Origin of the sequence: Tolypothrix sp. PCC 7712 (assembly GCF_025860405.1) — a bacterium.
In the GTDB taxonomy this organism is placed as follows: domain Bacteria; phylum Cyanobacteriota; class Cyanobacteriia; order Cyanobacteriales; family Nostocaceae; genus Aulosira; species Aulosira diplosiphon.
The window spans coordinates 5340660-5361617 of sequence record NZ_CP063785.1 but is presented as its reverse complement, the minus strand read 5'-3'; the positions used below and the strand labels follow the sequence as shown (position 1 = coordinate 5361617).

Sequence of the window (20958 nt, the reverse complement as noted above, 5' to 3'; positions counted from 1 at the left end):
AGACCTGATAATTGATTCCTAGCAGCTAATTTCAAGGAGCTTTGTATGTCTACAATCCGAGAAGGAATGCCCGTGCTTGTCCGTCACGAAGGAGATTGGGTAGGCACGTATACTATAGTAGATAATGCGGGGAATATTCTCGATAAGTATGAGTCTCACCTCAGCTGCCAGTTCCCAGAAGATTCTACCTATCCTTACTACCAAATTAATCGCTATAAATGGTCTACCGGCAAACAAGAAGAACATCAATTTCCTGGCACATATAAAGATAAAATCCTGTTTTTTGATACGGAACGGATTTTAGGCAAAGCTTGGGAAATAGATGATTCCACAGTAATTTTGTGGTTTGCTTATAAAACAGCACCAGACATGAATTTATATGAAATGATTCAAATTAGCCCCGATAATAACTATCGTGCCCGTACCTGGCATTGGTTTAAAAATCATCAAATTTACCAACGGACTTTGATACAAGAGGAACGGTTGCGTTAAGGGGAAGGGGGAATGGGGAATGGGGAAGGGGGAATGAGTAATGAGTAATGAGTAATGAGTAATGGGTAATGAGTAATGAGTAATGAGTAATGAGTAATTTCTCCCTGTCTCCTTGTCTCTTCATCTCCCTCATCTCCCCATCTCCCTCATCTCCCCATCTCCCTCATCTCCCTCATCTCCCTCATCTCCCTCATCTCCCTCATCTCCCTCATCCCCCTCATCCCCCTCATCTCCCTCATCTCCCTCATCCCCAATTTATTGGGACTAAAAGCTAGACAAGATTTGTAAGTAGTTTTATCATGATGATGAATTTAACAGCTTGATGTTTGGCAAGTCGAAGTGGGGGCGAAAACCCTGGGGGATATGCCAAAATCGCCGGAACCTTGACAAGTGAATAATTACAGCGTTTTAGCAATCAGGAAAGTTGCAAATTAGTTTCAATAAGGTGGGCTGAAAATGATTAAAATTTTCGATCTGCCAAAATGCTTTCCAGGAAGCTTGCTCTGGTTAGGTTTCAATACCGAGCTGTTTCCACAACCTATTTCCCCGCAAGGGGATTGAAACCTCCACAAACTTCAGTCAGAAAATTGTGTAATTTGGTTTCCACAACCTATTCCCCCGCAAGGGGATTGAAACAAAGTCAAAGACGTTTTTATTTTGAGCTACAGCATCGGTTTCCACAACCTATTCCCCCGCAAGGGGATTGAAACGCTTTACTGGCAGCGATACCACCATTACTTATGTAGGGTTTCCACAACCTATTCCCCCGCAAGGGGATTGAAACGCAATTTCAAAAAGGCTTTGATAGGCATCTACCCAGCGTTTCCACAACCTATTCCCCCGCAAGGGGATTGAAACCTGCGAAACCATCTGGTAAACCTCAACATAGGGTTGGGTTTCCACAACCTATTCCCCCGCAAGGGGATTGAAACTTGTCAACTGCTGTCTGCACGTCCGCGGGGACGGTTCCAGCAGCAAATTTCTACAACCTATTTCCCCGCAAGGGGATTGAAACCTTGATTGTCGTGTCCAGAGCAGTAGAAAAAAGGTTAGTTTCCACAACCTATTCCACTGCAAGGGGATAAAAACACTTGAGTAGCACCGTTTTCGCTTACAAGGCTGACTTTGCGATCGCATTTCCCCGTAAGATGATGAAAATATAGCTAAAAATTCTAGGCGATTATAAAAAAAGGGGCACAGCACTGCTGTACCCTTAAGAATCATTTATCTACCGCAAATATCATTTAAAGTTCACGTAGGATGCGTTAGCGATAGCGTGACGCATCAGTGCCAAAGCTGAGATTTTTTCAGAAATCAAATCGGATTTTTATACATTTTGTTAGGGTAGTGAATTTGTAATTAATTTACCGATGAGGAGTCATTACAAGAACTGTTGCTACTTTCTAACGTTGACAAATCATTATCTACAACTCCATCCCATGAATAGTTACAGATTTTAGTGCGAAGTAATGTACCAAGTGTCACGTTAATTGCGATGGCAAAGGAATCAATAAAAACGAGATTCACAAAGCGATTAATCATTTAACCCTCTTGAGGTAACGGGAGCATCCAGTGATACTTGCCCTATGACTACAAATTGTACAATGGCTTTTCCAGAAATATACGGGCTAACTTTTAAAATTTACAACATATCATTGAGTAATATCACTCATGATCCCCTATAACCCCTGTGCTGCAAACATCTTGAGCGCAACATATATCAGATAGCTGTTCATCTAAATTTTATTTCTGGAAGTCCCTAATTAAAAACTCATACCAATTCAAATACTGTTTGCGACAAATAAATTCCATGTAAGGGCACGGCACAAGTAAGATAATTGAATATACCAAAAGATTGTGGATGCCCATTGGTGTAAACTTGAGCTAAAAGCTATATACGGCGGGTGTTGTACAAATACCTCGCACCCTCATCCCCTAACCCCTTCTCCCTCAGGGAGAAGGGGAATTGAATCTCTTGCTCCCCTCTCCCTGAGGGAGAGGGGCTGGGGGTGAGGGAAAAACCTTTGCACAAAGCGGGTTTCACGTTAAGTTGATACCAATGGTGTATGTTCCCTACTCATCTGTGGCATTCTTTTTTCAAAATGGTATCAGAAGTCAGCACTTTCAATTCAATGGCGAACGGATATAACCCCATTTACCGCCGTCAAAAGTGTAGTCAATAATAGGAATATTAGCACTATCAAAGCCAATATTTTTTATCCATGTGCCAGATACATTTACCATAGCCATACCATCCTGAAAACTCAAAGCATTAGGCAGTTCTACCTTGATAATTGACTTGCCAGTTTTATCTATATAGCCAAATTTATTGCCAATTTTCACCAACGCTAACCCTGATGAAAATGAGCCTAATTCTGAGATGAAGTTACCCGCATTAGAGGTTAATTGACTACTCGAAATAACTAATTTCCCTGTTTTATCTATAAAACCAAAACCTTGTTCTGAATATATGCACGCCAACCCCTCAGAAAAATTCTTAGCATCATAAAATTGTGGTGCTATTACTGTTTTACCTGTAGAGTCAATATAACCCCAATTAGAAATGCCGTTGGCACTAAAATCTACTGCTGCCAATCCTTCGGTAAATCGCTTGGCTTTATTAAATTGAGGGGTAATTACCACTTTACCAGTTTTATCTATATAACCATATTTATTATTTACCTTAATAGCTGCCAACCCAGAGGCAAAATCTGCAATATTATAAGGTTGTGGTTCAATCACAAATTTACCAGTTTTATCAATAAATCCTGTTCTTTCTGAGTCAATTCTCACCGCCGCCAGCCCATCGGAAAAATTATTCACTTGTAATGAGTTAGCACCTGGATAGGTAACGGTAAATAAAAGCTTGCCAGTTTTATCAATAAATCCTATTTTATCTTCTACCTGAACCTGGGCTACTTCCTCAACAAAATCTGCGGGTTGTTGCAAAAATTGTGCTGGGATAACTAATTTACCTGTTTTGTCGATATAACCCCATTTATCCCCAATTTTCACAGCCGCTAACCCAGAAGAAAAATTCTGAATTCCATCAAATTTAGCAGCTATCACTAATTCACCAGTTTTATTAATAAATCCATACTTTCTATTAACTTCTGCACCCGCTAACCCTTCAGAAAAATTTGTAAATCCTCCCATTTCTGGCGGAATTGTAAAAGGTTGCTTCCCACCAGCAATGTATTCTAAGGGTATAGTTCTCGCTAAATTTAAAGATTGACAGATAATTGCTGCAACTTCACCTCGAGTAGCACCTTTATTCGGTTGTAGTTGTTTGATGTTGGGGTAGTTAACTACTATCCGCCCAATTATGCCTGCAGCTAGGGATTTTCTGGCATAATCTGGAATCTGTGCTTCATCATCAAAATGCTGTTTGAGTATGGTTTCTGCATTCTCTGGAGTATTGAAATTGAGATGATTGCTCAGAATTGCGATCGCCTGTACCCTGGGAATAGCTTGAGATGGTCTAAAAGTACGGTCTGGATATCCGCTAAAAAATCCCCGTTGATAAGCAGCTTGAATGGCTTTATATGCCCAATGCGTATTGGGAACATCTTTAAATTCCATTCCTGGGTGTTTTACTTCGCTATTAGGAAAGGCATTTAATAATAAAACCACAAACTCAGCTCGATTAATAGTTGACTGGGGGCGGAATGTTTGATCTGCATATCCTCTAATTAAGTTGCGTTCCGCCAGTTGAGTAATACAATCTTTGGCTATTTGATTTTTTATATCAGAAAATGCCGAAGCTTTAGATATAAATATCTGACCTAATAATGTAACAATCAGTGAAGTGTTGGCAATTAATTTTAAGCTGGTATTCATCTAGTATTTTGTAATAGCTAATATAAATGACATTGCTGGTTTACGCTTATCTGTGAGGTAACATCACAAAACAAGCTATTCTGCATTAAAGAAAATATATTAAACATTGTCAATAGTCAACGGATTCAAGTAGGATGCGTTACGGCTCACGCCTAATGCATCCCACTTAGATGAAATTTTGTTAGCAATTAAATAATATTTAAACTTATTAGCTTTTCAGCCGTTTGTTTATCCTATTTTCTAACCACAAGACTGTGGCGCTACCTATTGCATAAGCAATGATATCCTTCCAATCAAATGAACTGCCCAATACTACAACCGCAATCTTATATTTTTCTAATCCTAAAACCTTGACAAAATTAAAATATTGCAGAATTTCGATAATACAAGCAAATACAAAAACAGATAAAGCCAAAACATTTGCTTTGATCTGCCAAAAACTTTTCACAAAGCAATAAATTAATATAACTACTAAAACATCACCGACAAAAGGACGTATAAAACTGTCATCAAAGAAAACAGCAATACACACCTCTATGACAAATAGTAAGAGCGTTAGATATAAATATTTTTTATCGAATTTAAGCATCTGAGTAGTAAAAAGTAAATCTGTAGTATTGTTTAATTTTATACTTATACCAATTCAAACAATGTTTGCGATAAATCAATTCTTTGTAGGGGCACGGCACCATTCATACGTGTCAACTTAAGCTAAAAGCTATATACGGCGCGTGTTGTACAAATACCTCGCACCCTCATCCCCCTTCTCCCTCAGGGAGAAGGGGAATTAAATCTCTTGCTCCCCTCTCCTGCTGGGAGCTACGGTGTACACACATCTTGGTTTGGGAATCAAATTGACGCACAAGAACGGAAATTTATGTTTTAAATCCTTGATTTTCCGTTAAATGCTGATCAATAAGTTAGGACTATTGACAATCTAATTGATAATCTCAAAACCTTACCTACTAAGGCTTGCATCTTATGCGGCAAGGATTTTAGGACTTGTGTGTACACCGTAGCCTGCTGGGAGAGGGGCTGGGGGTGAGGGCAGAACGTTGTCGCCAAGCGGGTTTCACATTAAGTTGACACCAATGGGCATTGTCCCCGCCCTTACGAGCCTATTTTTATCAAGATGAAAATCAAATTACAATAAAAGCGCTAAAATGAACCCCATTTGACTGTTTGTTGGTCTTTTTGGGCAGTCTTAACTACTCGGTATCCTCTAGAAGTCGCCCAATCTTGAGCAGCTTTTTCTAATGTTGGTTCGCCACAATTCAGATAGGCAAGCGCTAAATTTTTATTGCCGTCTTCCTTCAAGACTTTAACCAAAGTTTCTGTCGTACCCTTGCCACCAATACTAATAAAAGAATATAGGGCATAAGATAAAGTCCGGGGGTCTTTTGAATCTAAATCTTTGAGCAAAACGCCTTTTGTCATCTCCCAATTATTACGTAATTCTTCTCCTTTACTTTTAGCGATTAATAAATGCACTTTATCTGCATCTGATACTGCTTGCCAGTTAAGCTTTTCTAAAGCTACACCAACCATTGGGCTAGATGCCCAGTCAGTTAAATTTTTGGTTAATGGTTCAATTGCTTTGGGATCGCCAATATCTGCCAAAACGCTAGCCGCATTTGTCCTCGTTCTTGCGTCGGGTTCTTTTAGTGCTGCTAGCATTGGTTCCAGCGCAGGTTTACCGATCGCACCCATAGCAATTACAGATGCAGGATCGTCCTTTTTAAAGCCAGGTAGCACTTGATCGACAATCTTGGGATTTGTGGCGGCGATATCCTTCAGCCCAGTTTTAGCAGCATTCGCAATACGTGAACTGGGATGGTTGACATTGGCGACTAAAGGCTTAACAGCACGGGTATCTTTGAGTTTTCCCAGTGCGATCGCAGCTGCTGCATGAGTTTTAATTTCTGCAGAAGATGCAGAGGCTTTCACAGGAGTATTCAGCACAGCAATTAACGGTTCGACAGCTTGCTTATCTCCTAAATTTCCTAATGCTTCGGCTGCTTGATCTGTGCCGAAAGTCGGCGACTTTTGGATATAACCAGCTATCAGTTCTTTGACATTTTTCTCATCTGCTAGACGCTGAACTTTAGAATCTTTTACAGAGTTTAGATTGCAAGCGCTCAGAGTCAAAACCAACAGGCTAGTTGCAATTATATGTTGTTTCATAAGATTATTTTGTTGGTATCTGGGTTACATAGTTAAGATATTAGAACCCCTTCCCAGTCGATAACTGAAGTTTTTCAATAGGGAACAGATTAATGTCACTACAACATCTACCTGCATTTTTTCGGAAAACAAATTTGCCAGATTGAAGTCAAATTAATTAGAGATTTTTTTGATACTCTTTTTGTACATAAATTACACGCATCACTTGTAGTTAGGAGCATTTACTAACCTGCTCGTTTGTTTGGTGAGTATCAGCCTTTTAGCCGCAAAGGTGTATTGCTTACTTTATGGTTAATTTTGATAAACAATCTACTCTATTAACCTGCAATACACTATAAATTGACGCTAGTTATTTTTTGTATTACAATTAATATATATATGTAGTATAAATTTAATTACAATCAAATGAACGATTCTCGCTTGCTCAAAATCAGCAAGTTTCTTAGTAAACATCTGCGGCATAAGCCCGCAGATATTGGTATAAAACTTGCCCCTGGTGGCTGGATTGAGATTAATGAACTACTAACTGCTTGTGCAAAAAACAAGTTTCCTATCACTCGCCAAGAATTACAGCTAGTAGTAGAAAGCAACGATAAACAACGCTTTTCTTTTGACTCTACAGGTACTCTAATTCGTGCTAATCAAGGGCATAGTATAGAAGTTGATTTGCAATTAGAACCTGTTGTACCTCCAGATGTACTTTACCACGGTACAGCGAAACAATCTGTAGAGTCAATTTTACAAACGGGACTAAGTAAAATGTCTCGTCATCATGTACATTTATCAAAAGATATTGCTACTGCCAAGAATGTGGGTGCAAGACATGGAAAGCCGATAGTTTTTGCTGTTAATGCAGTTGCAATGCATCAGGCTGGCTATATCTTCTACTGTTCTGATAACGGTGTTTGGTTAGTAGATAATATTCCTCCTGAGTATTTACAAATAATTTAATTTTTGAGTAATAGCTGTTAATTTATAGCAATATCTACATTAAGAATGAACATTTATACAGGAATCCGATTTGATTTATGAAAAAATCTCAAATCTGATGCGTTAGCGATAGCGTAACGCATCTTACGTGAACTGAAAATTTACATTAAAAAATAAATATAAAAATTATGCAAATTCATCTTTATGCACAGCAGGGAGATATTGCCGGAGTTGCAAACGAAATTAGCAATGGTGTTGATATTGATTCTCTAGAAGAGGATTTTCAGAAAACGCCATTAATGGTTGCAGTTAGTAGCTCTGATGCAGGCATAGATATGCTGCGTTTCCTTGTAGAACATGGCGCAAATGTTAATGCGATTGAACCAGAATCTGAACATACTGTACTTGACTTGGCTGTGCAGTCAGGAAATATAGATAAAGTCCAATTTATTCTCGATGCGGGAGCGGATATTAACTATCAAACAGAAAATGGATATGATGTCTTAATTCAAGCAATGTATGGTCGAGATATTTTGCATGATCAAAATTTAATCTCGATTTTAAATTTACTTATATCTAGAGGTGCTACTGTTAATGGCAGAAGTAGCTATGGTGAGACTGCTATTAAAGTAGCTGCTCATTTAGGAAGATTTGATGCTGTCCAATTACTATTAAATGCAGGTGCTAATCCAGAGCAATTGGGATGGACAGAATTAATGCACGCTATAGTTTTTGGCAATTTGGAACAAGTAAAGTTATTGCTAGAAAAAGGCGCACAACAAGATGTGTGTGATAGTTGGCAGAGAACCCCTTTTTTATTAAGTATTCAAGTGGGTGAACTAGCAAAAACAAAATTACTGCTAGCAATGGGAGCAAACCGCAATGATGTGGGAATCTCTGGAAAAACCCCATTAATGTATGCCATAGAAAACAATCGGCACGATATCTTACAGTGGCTAATTGCTGAGGGATTTGATATTGAAGCCACTGATGATTTTGAGAACACTGCGTTAATGATGGCAGCAGAACTGAGCGCCACTGATTGCGTCAAAATTTTACTAGAGGCTGGGGTAAATCCTGGCAGAATCGATAAGTACAATAATACAGCTATTAAAGTCGCTAATCATCTGGATATTGTCAGAATGTTAGTGATAGCAGGGGAAAATTTGAGCGATATTAACGATAATATACGGCGATCGCTCACCAAAATAGACAACAATAAATTTTCATTATCAAAATTATCCCCAGAGCAATATTTTGCTGGCAAACATCCGCGCTTTGGCAAAACAAATCCAGAGTTAATGGACATACCTTTTTGGCAAGCGATGATTTATGAAGGTTGTTCTGCTTATGCAGCAAAAAATATTTTTAACGATACTGAGAATTGGCAAGATAAAGGCTGGTGCTATCAACGCTTTGGCAGAACTATTACACAATTACCAGATGGCAGAATTATAGAAATTGCTGGCGAACATGAAGACTATTATGACCCTGATTTCTGTATATATAACGATGTTGTAGTTTACCAACCTGATGGCAGCTTCCAGATTTTTGGTTATCCTCAAGATGTGTTTCCGCCAACAGATTTTCACTCTGCTACCTTAGTTGGCGACTACATATATATTATTGGTAATTTAGGATATGCTAATGCAGCCATATCCGATGAAACTCCCGTTTATCGATTAGATTCTCATACTTTCAAAATAGAAAAAGTAGAAACTACTGGCGATAAACCAGGCTGGATTAGCCATCACAAAGCTTACTATAGAGAACCAGGTAAAATTTATATTAGTGGCGGGAAATTGTTGGTAATTCAGCAAGAAGATTCAGAATATATAGATAATTTAAATGATTACTTCTTAGATTTAAGCAACTTCACTTGGAGTCGGGTTATTCAAAATAATTAATTCTTGATAATATAGCTTTAACCTAATACCAATTCAAATAATGTTTGCGACAGATAAAATCTTTGTAGGGGCACGGCATCCACAATATTTTGGCATATCAAATATCTTACAGGTGCCGTGCCCTTACCTACTGTCGCGTTCTTTTTTCAGAATGGTAGAAGTTTTGGCATAATTGTCGGTGACCCAAAATGTAAACTAAAAGACATAAACTCATAACTATAGTTAGAGCCTCCAGTTCATACTAGAATTTTTATCAGTAATTAAAGAACTATCATGAGATATCATCACATCAAAACTAGTATTTTGAAAATTTAACTGTGATAAAAAATCTCTCGCCAACTGTTCTACGGTAGTGCTTTGACAATCAGCAGCAAGATGTAAACCTAATACTAAACGCGCAGTATTCTGCATCTTTTGCATACCTGTCCAAGGTCGCACAAAGATACCGAGTTGCTCAAGCTGAATAATTAAACTAATGATGTAACCTGCTAAAATACCGCAGCATTTTCCAAGCTCATGCTCATCTTGATTACTCACCTTTAATATCAAAAATATCTCTGATTCTTGGTGTAGCTCGATTGGTTTAAATAAAGCTGTCCACTTTTCTTCACCTGCTAAAATTCGCTCAGTCAGTGTTGCACCTCTAGCAAATTCGCTTTGGATTATCTGTGCAGTAGAACGGGTGACATTACGCGCAGTATTCTGACATGGTTCTATTGATGTGACTACAGGTAGCCAGTCTCGTGGTGATTGTACCTGATATTGTCTACCTACATCCGTAAGTGCAATAGCCTGTTGCCAATCATGATGGTGCAAAATTTGGAAAAATTTAGTCAGTAATTTATCTAGGCTTGTTTCTGATTTTTTGTCAGATTTACAACAATAAGCGCAGAGTAAAGCCCAGGAGAAACCACCCAGAAAACCCCAAGCATTGCTGTAAATATCTCTGGCTTTAGCCCAGGCGCGTACTGCTCGCAATAGCTGGCGGAAGGTGTCAAGCGATACATATTTACTAACTACCTCAGTAATTAAATCTGCTTCCCAACAACCAACAATAGCTTTTAAGCTAATTGGGTCAAGGTTTTGCGGATTTTTCCTCGCCAATTGGTAGTTTTCTGTCCTTGCATAAAGTAAATCTAAAGATATCCCTTCTAATTGCAGGCGCAGTACTGGGACTCTTGCATCTAATACTAGTTGAGTGTGGCACAATCCTTGCAATCGTTGTTGGACGCTAACTAGAAAAGCTTCCCCAGATAAATAAGTGGGAATCACACACACAGCATCCAAATCGCTGTCGGGACTTTGTACGCCAAGACGCGCCGAACCCAATAACTGTATTGAGGGTTGAAAACCCAAACATTCTGCACAAGCTTGAGTCACCACTTCTAACACGGTGTCACGCGGTAATTGCTGTGCTGGAGTTAGTTCTGGTTCCAAGTTGTTAACTAACTCCCACAATTCGGAAGAATGGGTGACTCCGCTTTCTCCCAAATAGACAATATGTCTCACGGCAAAAGGCTCATCACCGCGACGGCTAATTAAGGCGATAGAGTCAACTGTAAAACTAACTGGATGCCATTGCGGTAACTCAGCCAAAGCCGCTTCCGGACTGGGGAATTGTCCGACGCTGAGGTGGGGTGTAAAACCTGCTTTTGTTTTGCTGCTTTGTTCGTTACATTGGGGAAACAGATTTTGCAATACTGTTTGTAACTCATGCAATGCGGTTTCTGGCTGGACAACAGGACGCAACCATGCTGTAGAACTTTTGCGGTGTGTAAATGTTTGGAAGTCGGCTAAGGTACTTTGATAAACTGGGCGGACTGTAGATAGAGAAGACACATCACTCGGATTGAGAAATACAGGCTTCTGTGTACGTCGCTTAGTTTCTGTTTCTCCTTGTTTTTTTGCTCTGAGAACTGCACGCAGACCAAAATGATCTGATGGATAAATTTTCCCCTCTGTATCTGCTATGGGTTCACAAGCAAATAAGTTAATTGACTGCGCTTGCCAATCATGGTTTGGATTGAGCAGTAAAATGCGATCGAGCCTAACTGGTATTCCCGTTAAACTCATCAACGCCGCTAAGGCGTTGCGTTGCGGGTCAAATGTATAACCTGCTGCATCTGGATGTAGTTTTTGCCAGATATCGACATATCCAGCACCCATTAATATCTCTTCTTGTTCGTTCCCTCGCGTATTGAAGTCACCAGCTATTAAACTATTTCCTGGTAGAGTTTGCAGATATGCAACTATGGTAGATAGCTGATGTTGGCGTTTTTCTAGGGCATTTTGAGCGTAATCGCTGGTTAAATGCACGACTGCAATGTGCAATAATTGACCGTTAATTTCACAACTCCCTACCAATACCCGCTTGTGTCCAGAAAATTGATGTTCAACGAGTGTAAAAGGCAGACGCGACAATAATAAATTACCGTAAGGTCGCACTTTTTCGGCTGTGCTGGATTCCGAAATATAATAATTGCGTACCCAAGTTTGCGATAAAAGTAACTCTACTAAAGCTGGTGTCGCTTCTTGGATGGCGATGATATCTGCGTTACATTGACGTAACTGCTCAACAATTGCTGGTAATCTTTTTTCAGTTGCGATTTTCTCCTTGTCGTAGAGGTCACAAAGCACGTTAAAACTAGCAATTGTCAAAGTTTCTAAATCGACGGCTGCGGCTTTTTGTGTATTTAGTTGCCAACCTTGGATATCGTATTTATAAACGGGTCGCGGAGTAAATATTACGGTACTATCTAATACAGTGATAACTTTTTCCCCTGTATTTTCTCTAGTCTCGCTTTTCCACGCCGCCGCAGGTAACTCTCCACTGGAAATTAAATCTAAATGCTGTTCCCGATCCCAAACAACCACGTCTTGGCAACGGATATAGCGGATGCGATGCCAAGGTATATCCCCATCTGTCGCCCATTGGGTTAGAGGTTTTTCTCTGATTCCTGTAGATGCAAGGCGTTCTTGATAACCGACAACAAAAGCACTGCTATTAAGACGCTCGTCCCAGATAATGCGATGGTAAACCTCGCGACTGGTTGCCATTTTTTTCTTTTCTGATTTTGACATATTCCCTTTTTCTGTAATCAAATAATTTCGTGACGAAATTAAACAACTAAGCAAGTTAACATTCGCCACTTGCACCGAATTTGATTGAGACGAGGGACTACATATACTTTTACCGTAGGTTTTCAATGTATTACTTTCATAATACATTATACTTCACAAGGTGCGGCAATGCCAAAACTGCGATCGCTAGTTTCACCAAAACTCTTACTACCTCCTAATTGATGGATCAAACCCTGTCAACTATATTTGCGGTGTGACGCTGCATAGATAGTTGAGGCGAAACTACATCAGGAAAGCTGGCAAAATTACGGCGTACCCAATCCATACCCACTTCATTATTGAGTTTAATTTTCTGAGGTGTATCTGGATAAATTTTGCTGAGAATATCTGCATCTTGATCCACTACAACCTTGCCAAATTTAAGATAGGTGTTGCCTAATACCTTAAAAGCCGGGTGCTTGGCTTGACCAAATAGTAATAAGTAAGTTCTTGTCCGATTCTCGGCTTCTGGTACAAAGATGTGACATTGCGCTGCTTTACCTAACGGTGTTTTTCCATGAAAAATCACAAAAGCAGGGAAATGATTTTCCAGGTGCGCCTTAATGGTGGTTGGTAGCAAAAATAAATCTGGTTTTCTCAGCTTTTCTAGTAAACTATAGGGGGCTGCAGGCATATCATAAAAGGCATGGGAGTGATGCCCATGATCAATAAATTGATGAAAATTCACCTCGGTAATCCGAAACAATTCCCGGTGGGTGCCATTTTGATGATTGTAATCGTGCATATTCAGCAACATAGTTAGTAGATCTGTCTCTACGCTTCTATCTGCGGTATGCCCAATAAAGTCGTAATGATTGGCAATGTCATTCAGTACGCTGGGAATAGGTATTTTTGGCTCGTATCCTCCGTAAGACCAGATAAAATCCCCTTGAATGATGAGTTCTAAGGGTTTGAGTAGCGGTAATGTTTTCTTGTTCGATCCAGGTAAAATAGTGCAGCCTGAACTATCAAATTTCAGCGCATGAAACGGGCAAACTACGGTACTTGTGCTATCGCTTTCGGCTTCACACCATCCGGTTGATAGCATTGCACCCATGTGTGGACAAGCGTTAGGTAACGCATGGATGTCTCCATTCCCATCCTTCCACATCACATAGTCAGCACCATACAAAGATATTTTCTGGGGTTGATTCACTGCCAGCATAGACTTGTGCGCTAACAACCAGGGCGCACCAGGAAGCATAGACTCCATAGAGTTCTCCGCAAGCAAGTTATAAAATTGTGAAATATCCGTCGTGTTTCTAAAATATGACAGAACATTCACATTTGTCAAGTAATCTTCGTCGTCAACCCAAACAGCAGCGAGGTAAAGAACGAGTCGAAAAAATTTTAGATGCAGCAGCGGCTGTATTTGATGAGATGGGCTATGAAGCGGCTACTACTCATCTGATTGCAGCAAAAGCCGGGACAGCGATCGGTTCTCTATATCAGTTTTTTCCTGATAAAGCTGCCATTTTTCATGCAATGGAATTACGTCATATCGAGCGAGTTCAGGTTTTATGGGCACAGCTAAACACACCAGAAATTATCGCTTTACCTCTGAGGCAAATGGTACATAGGCTTGTAACGGCTGTAACGGAGATGTTTGAGCATCCTGTATCACGGGTAGTGTTTGTGCAGTTTTATATGAAACGTGAGGTTTTCCAGTCGATTGATGACAGTATGACTCAGGAAGCAATTGACTTTACTTCAAGTCTTTTACAGCCAAGAAATCCAAATTTAAGTGAGGTGCAATGTCATCTGTTAGCAGAGGTTTGTGTTCACAGCAGTAATGCTCTGATTTTGTCAGCACTGCGTAACCCCGATCAACAGCATCGCCAACAACTAGTACAGCAGATTGAGGATTTGTTGGTGTCGTATTTAGAGCCATATGTGGGCGATAGTCGGTTGAGTCCTGTAATGAAAGTAATGAAATGTCCTCATTGTCAATCACAGCAATTGTCTAAAAATGGCTATCGACGGGGGAAACAGTGCTATCTCTGTAAGGACTGTGGTAAACAGTTTGTGGAGAATTAAGAGCGATCGCCATATTTATCTCGTTTAGGGCCGATTTCTTGATGGGTATGTCAACATGATCTCAATTTGTCTTGAGATCTGCCCAATAATCTACTATTTGCTATAGATGATTTCAAGGCAAAATAGTGAAATAGCAAACATTGAGAAAGTAGCGATGGAAATTGCCCCACATATCACTGTAGATCCTGCCATCCACCACGGCACACCTGTCATTACTGGAACCCGTGTTCCCATCTCTATTATCATCGGTTCTCTAGCTGGTGGTATGAACAAAGAAGAAGTTATGCAAGAATACGAACTCACCAAAACTCAAGTGGAAGCTGCTCTAATTAGATCTTAAATATCTGCTTATTGAGTACCGCCTGTAACTTTATCTCATGGAGTGCGATCGCTCCAAAAACAGCAAATCATTCTTTTAACTTCCACAACAAAGTAGTACCGCAAAATTTCCCTATAATTAAGGGCTTTATTGCCTGAAACCAACAAAGACACGCCTTTGCTTGGTGCGATCGCATCACCATGTAAAAACTGAAAGTTGGACATAAAACCCTGGAATAGTGTTTAATTTCCGGCTTTTACAAGCATATCCGCCTGATTCAGTGATAATTCCTGCATCTATGCAGAAACTAGAAAACCCTATCTTGATCCTCTGAGATGCCAGTCGCTACAAGTTGGGAAACCGCAAGGGCGTATTAGCTCCTTATGCTGTCTTCAAATCAATCACTCACAAGATATGACTGCTAGGCTTGATGCTGCAATTACTGTCTTGACCGACACAAAAATTTATTAAGTTTCTTTACTTTTTGTTGCAAATAGTTAATACTACTAAATAGATTTACACAAATAAAGCTGTAAACGTCAGTTAAGCGTTGAGCTTGATCATCCATAAACTCTTAATTAAGGTTCACTTATGCCGTTTACCATCGATTCAGCTCGCGGTATCTTTCCCGAAACATTGACTGCCGATTCAGTCCCCGCAACCATTGCTCGCTTCAACCAACTGAGTGCTGAGGATCAGCTAGCGCTCATCTGGTTTGCTTACCTAGAAATGGGTAAAACGATTACCATCGCTGCTCCTGGCGCTGCAAATATGGTATTTGCAGAAAACACCTTGAATGAACTCAAGCAAATGTCTTTCCAGGAACAAACTCAGGTCATGTGTGACCTAGCAAACCGTGCTGATACGCCCATTTGCCGTACCTATGCAATTTGGTCTGTAAACATCAAACTTGGTTTTTGGTATCGGCTTGCAGAGTGGATGGAGCAGGGTATTGTAGCTCCTATTCCACAAGGTTATCGACTATCAGCAAATGCAGCCGCAGTTCTGCAAGCAATTAGGGAGCTAGATGCAGGACAGCAAATTACCGTGCTGCGTAATTCTGTAGTTGATATGGGGTATGATCCCAGCAAATTGGGCAGTTATACCAAGGTTAGTGAACCTGTGGCTCCGCCGAAAGAAATGGCTAAACGGACTCCTGTCACTATCGAGGGGATAGATAATCCAACCATCCTGAGTTATATGGATAACTTAAATGCCAACGACTTTGATGCGTTGATTGAGTTATTCACTCCCGATGGTGCGCTGCAACCTCCCTTTCAAAAACCGATCGCAGGTAAGGAAGCAGTCTATCGGTTTTTCCGAGAAGATTGTCAGAACCTCAAGTTAATACCACAGCGAGGTGTGTCTGAAGCCGTAGAGGATGGTTACACTCAGATCAAAGTTACAGGTACAGTGCAAACTCCCTGGTTTGGAGCTAGTGTGGGTATGAATATGGCTTGGAGATTCTTGCTAACTCCTGAGAATAAAATCTTCTTTGTGGCAATAGACTTACTAGCATCTCCCAAAGAGTTACTGAATTTGGTTCGCTAGTACTAGAAGAAACAGACTTAGGAAATGAGGTGATAGGGTGATCAATCCTCGCAGAGGGCAAAGCTCTACACCTCCACCAATGATAAATCTGCGGTCTGACGCAGTACACTATCAAAAATTGTATTAGAGACTTCCAAGTAAAAAATATTCCATTGCTATTGTTGACGGTTGACGGTTAACTGTGAACTGTCAACCGTTAACGACTTTAACGGAATAATTTATTTTTTGGAGTTCCCTTATGAAGTGAATTTGCTCTCTTGGAGGAGAGTATTTTGGGATGGGAGCATGAAGGTAAACGAAGTTAGTTGGTCTGATTTAGAACAAGAAGTTGCTCAAGCCGCCTTTCAAAAAGCATACGAGCGAGAAATCAACGCCCTGATTCAGGACGTTCGCGACAACGCCGTTCAGATTTCCGAATTGGAAGATATCTGGCGGTTGCATAACTTTCTGAGTGCCAAAAGACACGAGATTGATGGCAAGTATGATTACAACTATTCAGTTCTCGTATTTGTTTTTGCAACTCTGATTAAACAGGGATGGTTGCATCTGGATGAACTCAAGGGGCTGGATCAGGATAAACTTACTAAGATTGGCTCTCTTTCACGGATGTAGCTATTAGTAATATCAAGTCTGGCATTAGGGCTGATGCAGGGAGGTAGACATGGGGACGCGGAGAGTTTTTGATAAGCAATAATTAAGAGCGATCGCCAGATTCATCTCGTTTGGCGCTGATTTATTGATGGGTATGTCAAACTGATCTCATTTTGTATTGAGCTCTGCCCAATAATCTACTATTTGCTATAGATGATTTCAAGGCAAAATAGTGAAATAGCAAACTCATGGAGTACCGCCTGTAACTGTATCTTATGGGGTGCGATCGCTCCAAAAGCAGCAAATCATTCTTTTAACTCCTTATTTGAAGCTTGTATAATTTTTACCTAAAAATTATCTGGCAAAGTCAATGCAATCTCTAGATTTTTCTGACTACCGTAATATTGTTGTTCTCACAGGGGCTGGGGTATCAGCCGCATCTGGGATTCAACCATTTCGCGGTCAAGGCGGCTTATGGAACGAGATTAATCCTTTTGAGTCTGCCGATATTTCGGTTCTTGAAACTAATCCCTTAGCCATCTGGCAACTGTTTGGTAAACTGAGGAGCCAATTAGAAACTGCTCAACCCAACGCAGCTCATCTAGCACTAACTAATTTAGAAGCGCGATTGTCTCCCAACCAAAAATTTACCTTAATTACTCAAAATATTGATGGATTACATCAACGTGCAGGTAGCCGTAATGTTATTGAACTGCATGGTAACGTTAATTATACAAAGTGTAGTAATCCAACTTGTAGCTTGGCTCCTTATTTAGACAGACATCCCCACACAGATTTGTTACCTATTTGTCAGCTTTGTAATTCTCCATTACGTTTGGATATTGTGCTATTTGGCGAGCAAATACCAGTTAAGCAAGAGTGGCTTGCCAAGCAAAGTTTACGAGATTGTGACCTTTTTATTGCCATAGGTACATCAGGAACTGTATGGCCAGCAGCCAACTTTGTACGTTCGGCAAATTATGTGGGTGCTAGAACCATATTCATCAATCTAGAACCGATGAAACCTAAAAATCCTTACTTTCAAGAAGAGTATTTAGGTCGTGCTGAAGAACTTTTGCCTTTACTTTTTAATATGGATATTACACCTCATTAATCATTACCAATCATCTTCTTCAGATTGACGTTCAATTTGCGCGATCGCTAATTTCGTCAAAACTCGCACTACCTCCTGTTCATCATAAGTAGCGCTTGTAATGGTTTATTAGCGGCGCGATCGCTCAACAATATTTCTCTTTGATGGATAAAACTTTGTCCGCTATATTGAGAGTGTATCGCCTACTCCTAAATTTAAATTACTCTGCATGGACATTACGGCTACATTGAATGAAATTGCAGCCCTCAGTGTTGAAGAGCGAATTCGTCTTGTGCAAGCAATCTGGGATAGCATTGCAGCCGAGCAAGCTTACCCTGAATTGACCCAAGCGCAAAAACGGGAGCTTGATTATCGGATTGAGGACTATGAAAAGAATCCAGATAATGTATTAACTTGGGAAGACATCAAAGCATCTGTTAAAAGACAGCGATGAATTATGCATTAGTATTTCGTCCAGAGGTTCGCGAAGAACTAGATGAAGCTTATACTTGGTACGAAAGCCAACAGCCAGGGCTGGGTGACGAGTTTTTGGACTGTGTGGACGAAATGCTCAATCGAATTTGCCAAATGCCAGAGTCTTACGCAGTTGTATATAGAGACATTCGACGGGCAGTAATCCAGCGCTTTCCCTACGCTGTATATTATCGGGTTGTATCGAGTCGGGTCATTGCGATCGCCATTTTTCATGGTCGGCGTGATCCAACATCTTGGCAGACACGAACCTAGCAACCCCTATACAGCAGATCAGCAAGATATCTTGTTACCAATCATCTTCTTCGGATTGACGTTCAATTTGCGCGATCGCTAATTTCGCCAAAACGCGCACTACTTCCTGTTCATCATTAAGTAGCGCTTGTAATGGTTTATTAGCGGCGCGATCGCCAATTTTACCAAGTGAATTAATTGCGGCTTTCCTCACATCTAAATCGGTATCATGAATTGCCAGAATTAAATGCGGTACAGAGGGAGGATAATTAACTTGTCCCAAGGCTGCGGCGGCTTCGGTGCGAATCAGCGCTTCTGGATCGGTTAAGGCAGAAACCAACAGGTTGCAGGACTTTTCATCTGACTGCTCTTGCGCCACATGACCGAGAGCACCAATGACAGCACATCGCACATCTAAAGAGGCGGCGTTCAATGCTTGATATAGATAGTCTGCTGCTTCCGAGCCAATAAACGCCAACGCCCATGCAGCATGACCTTTAATATCTTGTGGATGTTTGTCTGATGCCAGAATTTCTAGTAATGCTGGTACAGACGCTTCTCCTGTTCTCGCTAACGCTCCAGCTGCTGAACTTCTGACTACTGTATCTTCATCATTCAGAAAAGCATCAAGCAAGTTTGGTACAGCGCGAGGGTCTGAGATGATCGTGAGTGTCTTAGCAGCAGCTCTCCGTACGACTACATTGGCATGATTTGCCAATGCTGCTACGAGAAATGGCGTTGCTGGTTCACCAATTTCACCCAAGGTTTCCGCAAACCGCAGTCGCACCAATCCTCGTGGATCTCCTAAACCCTCCACGAGTTGTTTGAGAACTGCTTTATCTGTAGCATCGAAGGTTTCGAGTGTAATCTGCTCGTTTACCCTCTCAACCAAAGCATCATTTTCAGCTTGCACTCGCAGAATGGGATCTTCCTCTGTTGGAGCTTCTGAGTTGAGTGATTGACTCATCACAAATTCCTTATCACCGCTATTTTTCAATCCTCTAATTACCAGATGTCAGCGTAGACTGCTGCTGGCGTAGAGACTCAAGAGTTGCGTCTAATTGAGCCAGCTGAGGTTCTAGACTAGCAAGTGCTTGTGCCTTCATCACTTTAGCTTTTTGTGCCATTGACAAGGTATCGTTAACTAGACGTTCCCGATATTCTTCCAATTCTGCGATCGCTAAATTCAGTTCTTCAGAGCTGGCTGGAGCGTTTGCAGTGAGTTCTGTAGTATCAGTCATCTTGATTGTGCTTCCTAAAATTAGATTTAAAATACCCTTGTTAGATTTTCTCAGATTCAGTTACCAACAAACAAAACTTTTTGAAAATGGGCATGGGGCATTGGGCATTGGGCATTGGAGATTTGTTTGCTGATTCTCTTATTAATTTCTAGCCCTGGAGTTTTTGCTTTATTTGATAGCTGATGTGAGCTTTCTTTCCAAATCAAACAAAAAGCCGTGGATATATTCTTCTGTCCACTCAGTACCGTAAAAACGGGTGAACATTCCCCTTGCTGGGTCTTTTTCGGCGCGGTAGCGGAGATAACGCAGTTGCGCCTGTTCAATTTCTGCTAAATGTTTAGAGTCGGTTATCGGTTGCGCTTGGTCAACAAAATCTAGATAGGCATTTAGATAGTCTTTGAAGGCTGCAAATACATGAGTTTCTACTAGCTCAGTTTGCTGCGGGCGCGTCCAGAGAAAGGCGGGAGAGAAAAAGGGTTGGGCTTCTTCGGGAAAGTCGCCCCCCCAAGGTAGATGCTGCTGATGTGTCTGGAAAATTGGCAGAATAGGCTGGGTATATTTTGCCTGATAGTCCAAATCATCCCGAAATAGGGGTTGCATATCGAGGGCAATTAAATGTCCTCCGGGTAAAGTCACTAAATCTCCACCAAAGAAGGGTAAATCATAATTCAGGTGGGGAAAAATCACGAAATTTAATACCTGAAGTGATTTACCACCTTGTACATGGGCGGCTCGAATTTGCCGGAGTTTGCTACTTTGATAAGCATAGCTAGTAGTTAAGACTTCCTCTTGATGTTTGCCTTTGCCCACTGTTGCTTGCTTAGACTCAAATCCAGTGGGGATGGGATAAGGCTGCAAATTCAACCGTTCTTGCAAAAGCGCGATCGCATAATCTAAAAATGGCTGATAGAGAGTCAACTTCGCTTC

At 40.7% G+C, this 20958-nt stretch carries 20 protein-coding genes; 10 read left to right on the top strand and 10 right to left on the bottom strand.

Going from position 1 to position 20958, the window contains the following annotated elements:
• The first annotated feature begins 45 nt into the window (after positions 1 to 45).
• Positions 46 to 492: a DUF3598 family protein gene (locus HGR01_RS22055; protein ID WP_045871538.1), complete on the top strand. Its 447-nt coding sequence runs from the start codon at positions 46 to 48 to the stop codon at positions 490 to 492.
• Between the two features lie 1359 nt (positions 493 to 1851).
• Here the strand turns inward: HGR01_RS22055 and HGR01_RS22050 are convergent.
• The 4 genes from HGR01_RS22050 to HGR01_RS22035 form a co-directional block, all read right to left on the bottom strand.
• Positions 1852 to 2034, bottom strand: coding sequence for a hypothetical protein (locus tag HGR01_RS22050; RefSeq protein WP_155539357.1), 183 nt, complete (start codon positions 2032 to 2034; stop codon positions 1852 to 1854).
• Positions 2035 to 2616: 582 nt separating this feature from the next.
• Entirely contained in the window at positions 2617 to 4332 is a 1716-nt protein-coding gene (locus tag HGR01_RS22045) for a WG repeat-containing protein (RefSeq protein WP_052335257.1), read from the bottom strand.
• Between the two features lie 208 nt (positions 4333 to 4540).
• The gene (locus tag HGR01_RS22040) at positions 4541 to 4921 is read right to left on the bottom strand and encodes a DUF2809 domain-containing protein (protein WP_045871539.1); all 381 of its coding nucleotides are present in this window, start codon (positions 4919 to 4921) and stop codon (positions 4541 to 4543) included.
• A gap of 569 nt (positions 4922 to 5490) precedes the next feature.
• A complete protein-coding gene (locus tag HGR01_RS22035) occupies positions 5491 to 6516 on the bottom strand; it encodes a HEAT repeat domain-containing protein (protein WP_045871540.1) in 1026 nt (341 codons plus the stop codon).
• A gap of 405 nt (positions 6517 to 6921) precedes the next feature.
• Between HGR01_RS22035 and HGR01_RS22030 the strand changes: the two genes are divergently transcribed.
• Together HGR01_RS22030 and HGR01_RS22025 are read left to right on the top strand one after the other, a co-directional pair.
• Positions 6922 to 7467 (top strand): RNA 2'-phosphotransferase, encoded by a 546-nt coding sequence (locus HGR01_RS22030; protein ID WP_045871541.1) that lies wholly within the window; start codon positions 6922 to 6924, stop codon positions 7465 to 7467.
• Positions 7468 to 7634: 167 nt separating this feature from the next.
• Positions 7635 to 9353 carry an ankyrin repeat domain-containing protein gene (locus HGR01_RS22025; RefSeq protein ID WP_071989426.1) on the top strand — a complete coding sequence of 573 codons (1719 nt, stop codon included), beginning with the start codon at positions 7635 to 7637 and terminating at the stop codon, positions 9351 to 9353.
• 222 nt (positions 9354 to 9575) lie between these two features.
• Here HGR01_RS22025 and HGR01_RS22020 read toward each other — a convergent pair whose 3' ends face one another.
• The gene (locus tag HGR01_RS22020; RefSeq protein ID WP_228045450.1) at positions 9576 to 12410 is read right to left on the bottom strand and encodes a poly(A) polymerase; all 2835 of its coding nucleotides are present in this window, start codon (positions 12408 to 12410) and stop codon (positions 9576 to 9578) included.
• A gap of 250 nt (positions 12411 to 12660) precedes the next feature.
• Entirely contained in the window at positions 12661 to 13677 is a 1017-nt protein-coding gene (locus HGR01_RS22015) for a Rieske 2Fe-2S domain-containing protein (protein WP_045871769.1), read from the bottom strand.
• A gap of 65 nt (positions 13678 to 13742) precedes the next feature.
• Here HGR01_RS22015 and HGR01_RS22010 point away from each other — a divergent pair, with 65 nt between their 5' ends.
• Together HGR01_RS22010 and HGR01_RS22000 are read left to right on the top strand one after the other, a co-directional pair.
• On the top strand, positions 13743 to 14510 hold the full coding sequence (locus tag HGR01_RS22010) for a TetR/AcrR family transcriptional regulator (protein WP_045871543.1): 768 nt from the start codon (positions 13743 to 13745) through the stop codon (positions 14508 to 14510).
• 154 nt (positions 14511 to 14664) lie between these two features.
• The gene (locus HGR01_RS22000; protein WP_045871770.1) at positions 14665 to 14850 is read left to right on the top strand and encodes a DUF433 domain-containing protein; all 186 of its coding nucleotides are present in this window, start codon (positions 14665 to 14667) and stop codon (positions 14848 to 14850) included.
• A gap of 35 nt (positions 14851 to 14885) precedes the next feature.
• Here HGR01_RS22000 and HGR01_RS21995 read toward each other — a convergent pair whose 3' ends face one another.
• Entirely contained in the window at positions 14886 to 15053 is a 168-nt protein-coding gene (locus HGR01_RS21995; RefSeq protein WP_155539359.1) for a hypothetical protein, read from the bottom strand.
• Positions 15054 to 15420: 367 nt separating this feature from the next.
• Between HGR01_RS21995 and HGR01_RS21990 the strand changes: the two genes are divergently transcribed.
• The 5 genes from HGR01_RS21990 (at position 15421) to HGR01_RS21970 (ending at position 18811) form a co-directional block, all read left to right on the top strand.
• A complete protein-coding gene (locus HGR01_RS21990) occupies positions 15421 to 16380 on the top strand; it encodes an orange carotenoid-binding protein (RefSeq protein WP_045871544.1) in 960 nt (319 codons plus the stop codon).
• A 285-nt stretch (positions 16381 to 16665) separates the two neighbouring features.
• The gene (locus tag HGR01_RS21985) at positions 16666 to 16992 is read left to right on the top strand and encodes a hypothetical protein (protein WP_045871545.1); all 327 of its coding nucleotides are present in this window, start codon (positions 16666 to 16668) and stop codon (positions 16990 to 16992) included.
• Between the two features lie 349 nt (positions 16993 to 17341).
• On the top strand, positions 17342 to 18085 hold the full coding sequence (locus tag HGR01_RS21980) for an SIR2 family NAD-dependent protein deacylase (protein ID WP_045871546.1): 744 nt from the start codon (positions 17342 to 17344) through the stop codon (positions 18083 to 18085).
• Positions 18086 to 18293: 208 nt separating this feature from the next.
• On the top strand, positions 18294 to 18518 hold the full coding sequence (locus tag HGR01_RS21975; protein WP_045871547.1) for an addiction module protein: 225 nt from the start codon (positions 18294 to 18296) through the stop codon (positions 18516 to 18518).
• Entirely contained in the window at positions 18515 to 18811 is a 297-nt protein-coding gene (locus HGR01_RS21970; RefSeq protein ID WP_045871548.1) for a type II toxin-antitoxin system RelE/ParE family toxin, read from the top strand. The genes HGR01_RS21975 and HGR01_RS21970 overlap by 4 nt, the downstream gene beginning before the upstream one ends.
• Positions 18812 to 18845: 34 nt before the next feature.
• Here the strand turns inward: HGR01_RS21970 and HGR01_RS21965 are convergent, their stop codons facing one another.
• The 3 genes from HGR01_RS21965 to HGR01_RS21955 all read right to left on the bottom strand — a co-directional run bounded on the left by HGR01_RS21965 (position 18846) and on the right by HGR01_RS21955 (position 20949).
• Positions 18846 to 19757, bottom strand: a complete 912-nt coding sequence (locus HGR01_RS21965; protein WP_045871549.1) for a HEAT repeat domain-containing protein — start codon at positions 19755 to 19757, stop codon at positions 18846 to 18848.
• 34 nt (positions 19758 to 19791) lie between these two features.
• A complete protein-coding gene (locus HGR01_RS21960) occupies positions 19792 to 20031 on the bottom strand; it encodes a hypothetical protein (protein WP_045871550.1) in 240 nt (79 codons plus the stop codon).
• A 168-nt stretch (positions 20032 to 20199) separates the two neighbouring features.
• A complete protein-coding gene (locus HGR01_RS21955) occupies positions 20200 to 20949 on the bottom strand; it encodes a phycoerythrobilin:ferredoxin oxidoreductase (protein ID WP_045871551.1) in 750 nt (249 codons plus the stop codon).
• Positions 20950 to 20958: the final 9 nt, after the last annotated feature.